The sequence below is a fragment of the Komagataeibacter intermedius TF2 genome (assembly GCF_000964425.1).
GTDB classification, from domain to species: domain Bacteria; phylum Pseudomonadota; class Alphaproteobacteria; order Acetobacterales; family Acetobacteraceae; genus Komagataeibacter; species Komagataeibacter intermedius.
Map to the genome: position 1 here is coordinate 1 of NZ_BANF01000046.1, position 5,920 is coordinate 5,920.

Here is a 5,920-nt window from a genome sequence, read left to right on the forward strand (position 1 = left end):
CGTCCAGCATCTCGATCTCGGCGCGTTTTGTCATCATCTGGATCACGCCTTTTTCAAGCGGGGTTCGACCGGTCAGTGTCGGTTCCCCGGCGAGCGCATCAAGATAGACCGTGATCGCCGTACATTCAGCAAGGCAAATTCCATTGTCCAGTTCAAGAACTGGCAGCGTTCCGGAATAATTCCTGGCGAGGAAAGCAAGTCTCTTGTGTTCCCCCTTCCACAGGTTGACCGGCACGAATTCGACGCTGGACTGGAGATTCTTTTCTGCCAGGGCAATCCGGACACGGGCTGGATAAGGTCCTGTGGGCCAGTCGTAAATTTTCATTGCAGCAGCCTTATTGGCATCGAAAGCGAAAATGTCAGGGGTCCGTCCGAACAATCACCTCGGCCTCTCGGCACTGGAACGGTGACTGTCCGGGGCCTCTCCCCTACCGCGATGACTGAAACGCCTTGCGGCCTTCTGCATCCAGTGCCGCGAAATCTTCATCGGACAGTGTGATGCTGGCAGCAGCGACATTCTGCTCCAGATGCGCGACCTTCGATGTGCCGGGGATTGGCAGCATCACCGGACTGCGTTTCAGGACCCAGGCCAGTGCGATCTGGCTCGGGTGCGCGCCGTATTTGCCTGCCATGGTGTCCAGAATTGAGCCGGGCTTCGCGAGGTCACCCGCGGCGAGCGGAAACCAGGGGATGAACCCGATGTTCTGCGCCGTGCAATAGTCGAGCACGTCCTCGCTGGTGCGATCGACGAGATTGTAGCGGTTCTGGACGGTTGCTACGTCAAAGAACTTTGACGCCGCTTTGATGTCGTCAACGGAAACCTCACTCAGTCCCGCATGACGGATCAGTTTCTGGTCGATGAAGGACCTGACCGCATCAAACTGTTCATCGGCCGGGACCTTGGGATCGATCCGGTGCAACTGCCACAGATCGATCTGTTCGACGCCGAGATTGCGCAGGCTCTTGTGCACCTGCTGTAGCAGGTATTCCGGCCGCCCGACCGGCTTCCAGATGTCCGGTCCCGAACGGGTCAGACCACCCTTGGTCGCGATCACGAGGTCCTTGCGGTACGGGTGCAGCGCCTCCCTGATCAGCCATTCCGAGACATCGGGACCGTAGGAATCCGCCGTATCGATGAAGTTGACGCCGAGTTCGGGAAGGCGCCTCAGCGTGCGGATGGCCTCGTCGTGATCGGCAGGCGGTCCCCATATGCCCGGGCCTGTGATGCGCATCGCGCCGAAGCCAAGCCGATGAACGGCGAGATCGCCGCCAATGCTGAAAGTGCCCGCGTCGGCGGCATTAGCGGATGAATGGGTCATGGTCCTCATTCCTTTTTTTCCAGCGAATGGGTGGGGATCAGTCATTCCGTCAGGCTGCGAAGCCACCATCGATATTGTATGCAGCCCCCGTGATGATGCCGGCCTCTGGCCCGGCAAGATACGCGACCAGCCCCGCGATCTCCGCGCCCGTGGCATGGCGCTTGATCGCCATGAAGTCGTGCATCACGTCCTTCAGCGGCCCATCGGCAGGGTTCATGTCGGTATCGGTAGGGCCGGGCTGGACAACGTTGACGGTAATGCCGCGCGCCCCGAAATCACGCGCCAGCCCCTTGACCATGCCTTTCAGTGCCGCCTTGCTGGCGCTGTAGGCGGCAAGGCCAGTCATCGGCATCCGGTCTGCATTGGCGGAGCCGATCAGGATGATGCGGCTGCCGTCGGGCATATTTCGTGCGGCAGCAACCGCCGCGTGATAAGGCGCGTGGATATTGATGCGGAAAAGCCGGTCGATGGCATCCGGCGGCATGTCCAGTGGATCACCCGCGCCAAGAATCCCGGAATTGACGACCAGCACGTCCAAGGGGCCGAGCGAGGCGATCAGCGCGATGAGGGCATCCCGGTCGCCGCTGTCGGCGCGCAGGGCCCTGCTTCCGGTCTCGGCCGCCAATGCCTGGGCGTCGTCAGGGGAAGACAGATACGTGAAAATGACTTTCGCGCCATCCGTTGCGAAGCGACGCACGATGGCGGCCCCAATCCCGCGACTGCCACCCAGCACGAGGACTGATTTTCCATGAAAGCTGGTCATGACCGTGTTTCTTTCAACGCCAGAATTGCCGCCAGCCTGTCGAAGGCTGGCTGGTAGATGTATGTCGGCATCCGGGCCTCCATGCTGGCTGCGTGTTCGGCAGCCGCTTCGAAGTGGCCGCGCCAGCGGATAAACGTGCGATCGCCATCCGTTATGGGCAGAAGCGTGATGGTCGAGCGGTAGTTCCGGATCGGCAGCGCCGATTCAATGATCGAGAACGTCACCGCATGCTCCACGTCCGACAGCGCCAGAAGCTGTTCACGGATCACACCGACATCACCCATTTCAACACGGCGGATTGCGCCGACACAGTCGCCGGGATCATTGCCTTCGATCACGCAGCTTTTTACGCCTGGCAACCAGAGACCAAGGGCACCGAAATCACGGATCAGCCCCCAGACGGACGAGACGGGTGCATTGAGGACGCTGCTGGCCATAACGTGGATCATACGGATACCCCCTGCCCTTTTCCATGTGGGATCAAAGCGACTGGCCTCCCGTCACCTCGATGCGCTGGCCATTTACCCAGTGCATGTCGTCAGACAGGAGGCCACGGACCGCGGCCCCAATGTCGTCAGGTTGGCCGACACGCCCCAGCGGCGTGATCTCTGCGAGGCTTTTGTTGACCGTGGCATCATCACGGACCAGACCGCCGCCAAAGTCCGATGCAACCGCGCCAGGGGCGACCGCATTGACAGTAATGCCCCGCGCGCCCAGTTCCTTTGCCATATAGAGCGAGATGACCTCGGTTGCGGCCTTCATGGCCGCGTAGGGACCATGATCCGGCAGGTAGAAGCGCGTCGCGGCAGAGGTGATGTTGAGAATGCGGCCACCATCACGGATCAGGGGCAGGAGTGCTACCGTCAGCAGGTACGGGCCCTTGAAGTGGATGTTGTACTGGTTGTCGAGCTGTTCGGACGTTGCGGCATCAAAGCGCGTATGGATGATGTTGCCGGCGTTCTGGACAACATAACTTAACTTCTCCTGCCCGAACTCACCTGCAAGAAGGGCTTTGACCTGCCCGGCAAAATCCGTGAACGACGCATGGTTCGCGATGTCCAACTGCAGCATACGTAGCTTTGCGTCCTTCTGGCTGAGGGCGGTTTCAGCAGCCTTCGCCTCATCTGCATTGGCGTGATACGTGCCGATCACGTTGATGCCGGCGGCCGTCAGATGCCTGACGATACTGTATCCGATGCCGCGATTGGCACCCGTGACGAGGGCGATTTTTGATGGGCTCATGATCGGATTCCCTGAAGAGGCATAGCGTCGGGTTCAGCAGACACCATTTCCATATCAATCGATCCATAATAGGGCCACGCAACAGGGTCAAGGATTTGTGGAGCGATCGATATGGAATTTTCGTGCCGAGCCCGGATCGTCTCGCCGCTGTCAGTCCGTCAGCTTTTTCTTGGGCCGCTTTGCTGTTCCCCGTTTCGCCGCGTTGATATCCCATAATGTCAGCACAGATGTGACAGCCGCATCTAGAGTGTCGGCGGTCATCCCGTCCCGGGATTCGCATGTCATGCCGTGAAAAAAAGTCGTGAAAATATCGGGCAGCACATCTGTTGCCGGGGATGCGTTCAATTCACCATTGGCAATGGCGCGTTCCACGCAGGCCCTGATTCCCGTGCGCGTGCGCTGGCGTTCCGCCGCAAGAAGCGCTTGGACAGGTTCGTTTTCGGGGGAACAGTTGCTGGCGCCGGACACGACCAGGCATCCGGCCGGATGGGTGCGGGCCGCCTGCATATGCGCCGAACTGCGCAGCGTCCGTTCGATGGCCTCGCGCGGGGGCAGGCTTTCATCCCATAACGGCGCCATGACCTGCCCGTATGTGGCCAGATAACGCTGCACGACTTCGCGGAACAGGGCCTCCTTCGAGCCGAACGCGGCATAGAAGCTCGCAGGCGAGATATTGCCCATGCAGGCCTTGAGCTGGTTCAGGGAGGTCGGCTCATACCCCTGCGCCCAGAAAAGCGCCGTGGCGGCGTCAATCGCCCTGTCGCGGTCAAACTCACGGGGACGCCCGGTCCGCGCCATGTCATCGTTCCTTCCGAAAGACTTCCATATTAAGTGATCCATAAGTGATTGCCAAGGCTGCTATCGCCCTATATATGTATCAAACGATCCATATATGAGCGCCCCATGAACCCGACCATCACAGTGCCCACGCAAAAAAACGACGCACGCCTTCCGATTGCCGGCCTGCTCGCGCTGGCCATGACCGGCTTCATCTGCATCATGACCGAAACCCTGCCGGCAGGTCTGCTGCCTCAGATCGGTGCGGGTCTGCATATTTCCCCGGCGCTCGCCGGGCAGATGGTGACGGCCTATGCCATAGGCTCGCTGAGTGCAGCGATCCCGCTGACCCTCGCCACGCAGCGATGGCGGCGCAGGAAGGTCCTGCTACTGGCGATCATAGGCTTCGTGGTATTCAATTCCATCACGGCGTTTTCGACGCATTACGGCACGACCCTTGTGGCCCGGTACGGAGCGGGGGCGGCGGCGGGTCTCGCTTGGGCGTTGCTGGCCGGCTATGCGCGCCGGATGGTGACGCGCGCCCAGCAGGGCCGTGCCCTGGCGATTGCCATGGTGGGCACGCCGATCGCGCTCTCGCTGGGGGTTCCCGCCGGGACATGGCTGGGCGCTGCCGTTGGCTGGCGGCTGGCTTTCTGGATCATGTCGGGCCTGACCGTGCTGCTGATCGCATGGGTGCTGGCGAAGGTTCCTGATTTTCCAGGGGCTGCACATGACGAGCGTCTACCGTTCCGGCATGTTCTGTACATGCCGGGCGTGCGGTCCGTTCTGGGCGTGGTGATGGCCTGGATGCTCGCGCATAATGTGCTCTATACCTACATCGTGCCATTCGTGACACCGGCCGGACTGGCGGGACAGGCAGATCGCATCCTGCTGCTGTTCGGGGGCGCGGCCCTTGTCGGCATCTGGCTGACCAGCCGCACGGTCGATCACGCCCTGCGCCTGTCCGTCCTGCTCAGCCTTGCCATATTCGCGGTCGTGGCAGGGGCTTTCGCCATCGGATCAGCGTCGCCTGCGGTGATTATGATCGGTGTCACGATATGGGGGCTGACATTCGGCGGGGCCGCGACGTTGCTCCAGACAGCACTGGCCGATGCGGCCGGCGATGGTGCGGACGTCGCGCTGTCGATGAATGTCGTAGCGTGGAACAGTGCCATCGCCGGCGGGGGCCTTCTGGGTGGCGCGCTGCTCGATACATGGGGGGCGGCATCGTTCCCCTGGGCGGTGATGGGGCTTGTCGCTGTCGGCTTCCTGATCGCATGGCAGGCCCGGTCCCATGGGTTTCGACCCGGCCACCGGCTCGGGCATGAAAGCTAAGGATGCAATGGGGGTGTCAAAGGCGTCCTTCTCTTCTACCCTGTGTGGGGCTATCGCTTTCACCATCACTTTTAACCCTGCTCAACCATACGGAACTTATCCATGTCACGACCGCCATTCCCGCCCTTTGATATTGAAAGTGCGACACGCAAGGTCCGGCTTGCCGAAGATGCCTGGAATTCCCGGAACCCGGAACAGGTGGCGCAGGCCTATACAGTGGATAGCCAATGGCGCAACCGGGTGGAATTCATCCATGGGCGCGATCAGATCGTGGCCTTCCTGACACGCAAATGGAACGGGGAGCGCGAATACCGCCTGATCAAGGAACTCTGGGGTTTCCGCAATAACCGCATGGCTGTCCGTTTTGCCTATGAATGGCATGATGATGCGGGTCGGTGGTTCCGGTCCTATGGCAATGAACTGTGGGAATTCGATACCGTCGGGCTTATGCGCCGCCGGGTCGCATCGATCAATGACCTGCCGA

At 60.8% G+C, this 5,920-nt stretch carries 8 protein-coding genes; 2 read left to right on the forward strand and 6 right to left on the reverse strand.

Annotated elements, in window-relative coordinates; genetic code table 11:
• The 6 genes from B7449_RS08600 to B7449_RS08625 all read right to left on the reverse strand — a co-directional run.
• The coding region (locus tag B7449_RS08600; RefSeq protein ID WP_048883567.1) for a glutathione S-transferase N-terminal domain-containing protein at window positions 1–325 on the reverse strand (325 nt) is incomplete at its 3' end.
• A gap of 103 nt (window positions 326–428) precedes the next feature.
• Entirely contained in the window at window positions 429–1,319 is an 891-nt protein-coding gene (locus B7449_RS08605; RefSeq protein WP_025440103.1) for an aldo/keto reductase, read from the reverse strand.
• A gap of 49 nt (window positions 1,320–1,368) precedes the next feature.
• Window positions 1,369–2,082: an SDR family oxidoreductase gene (gene bdcA / locus B7449_RS08610; protein ID WP_025440104.1), complete on the reverse strand. Its 714-nt coding sequence runs from the start codon at window positions 2,080–2,082 to the stop codon at window positions 1,369–1,371.
• The gene (locus B7449_RS08615; RefSeq protein ID WP_039734222.1) at window positions 2,079–2,531 is read right to left on the reverse strand and encodes an SRPBCC family protein; all 453 of its coding nucleotides are present in this window, start codon (window positions 2,529–2,531) and stop codon (window positions 2,079–2,081) included. Before B7449_RS08615 ends, bdcA begins: the two co-directional genes overlap by 4 nt.
• Window positions 2,532–2,562: 31 nt before the next feature.
• Window positions 2,563–3,324, reverse strand: coding sequence for an SDR family NAD(P)-dependent oxidoreductase (locus B7449_RS08620; RefSeq protein WP_039734223.1), 762 nt, complete (start codon window positions 3,322–3,324; stop codon window positions 2,563–2,565).
• A 150-nt stretch (window positions 3,325–3,474) separates the two neighbouring features.
• Window positions 3,475–4,122 carry a TetR/AcrR family transcriptional regulator gene (locus B7449_RS08625; RefSeq protein WP_039734225.1) on the reverse strand — a complete coding sequence of 216 codons (648 nt, stop codon included), beginning with the start codon at window positions 4,120–4,122 and terminating at the stop codon, window positions 3,475–3,477.
• Between the two features lie 105 nt (window positions 4,123–4,227).
• Here B7449_RS08625 and B7449_RS08630 point away from each other — a divergent pair, with 105 nt between their 5' ends.
• On the forward strand, window positions 4,228–5,436 hold the full coding sequence (locus tag B7449_RS08630; RefSeq protein WP_025440108.1) for an MFS transporter: 1,209 nt from the start codon (window positions 4,228–4,230) through the stop codon (window positions 5,434–5,436).
• 102 nt (window positions 5,437–5,538) lie between these two features.
• Window positions 5,539–5,920 (forward strand): nuclear transport factor 2 family protein (locus B7449_RS08635; RefSeq protein ID WP_048883568.1); only part of this gene is annotated, 382 nt, incomplete at its 3' end.

Excerpts from the sequence above, each read along its gene's own strand:
- B7449_RS08605 (WP_025440103.1), bottom strand. The coding sequence starts at position 1,319 with ATGACCCATTCATCCGCTAATGCCGCCGACGCGGGCACTTTCAGCATT.
- bdcA (WP_025440104.1), bottom strand. The coding sequence starts at position 2,082 with ATGACCAGCTTTCATGGAAAATCAGTCCTCGTGCTGGGTGGCAGTCGC.
- B7449_RS08615 (WP_039734222.1), bottom strand. The coding sequence starts at position 2,531 with ATGATCCACGTTATGGCCAGCAGCGTCCTCAATGCACCCGTCTCGTCC.
- B7449_RS08620 (WP_039734223.1), bottom strand. The coding sequence starts at position 3,324 with ATGAGCCCATCAAAAATCGCCCTCGTCACGGGTGCCAATCGCGGCATC.
- B7449_RS08625 (WP_039734225.1), bottom strand. The coding sequence starts at position 4,122 with ATGGCGCGGACCGGGCGTCCCCGTGAGTTTGACCGCGACAGGGCGATT.
- B7449_RS08630 (WP_025440108.1), top strand. The coding sequence starts at position 4,228 with ATGAACCCGACCATCACAGTGCCCACGCAAAAAAACGACGCACGCCTT.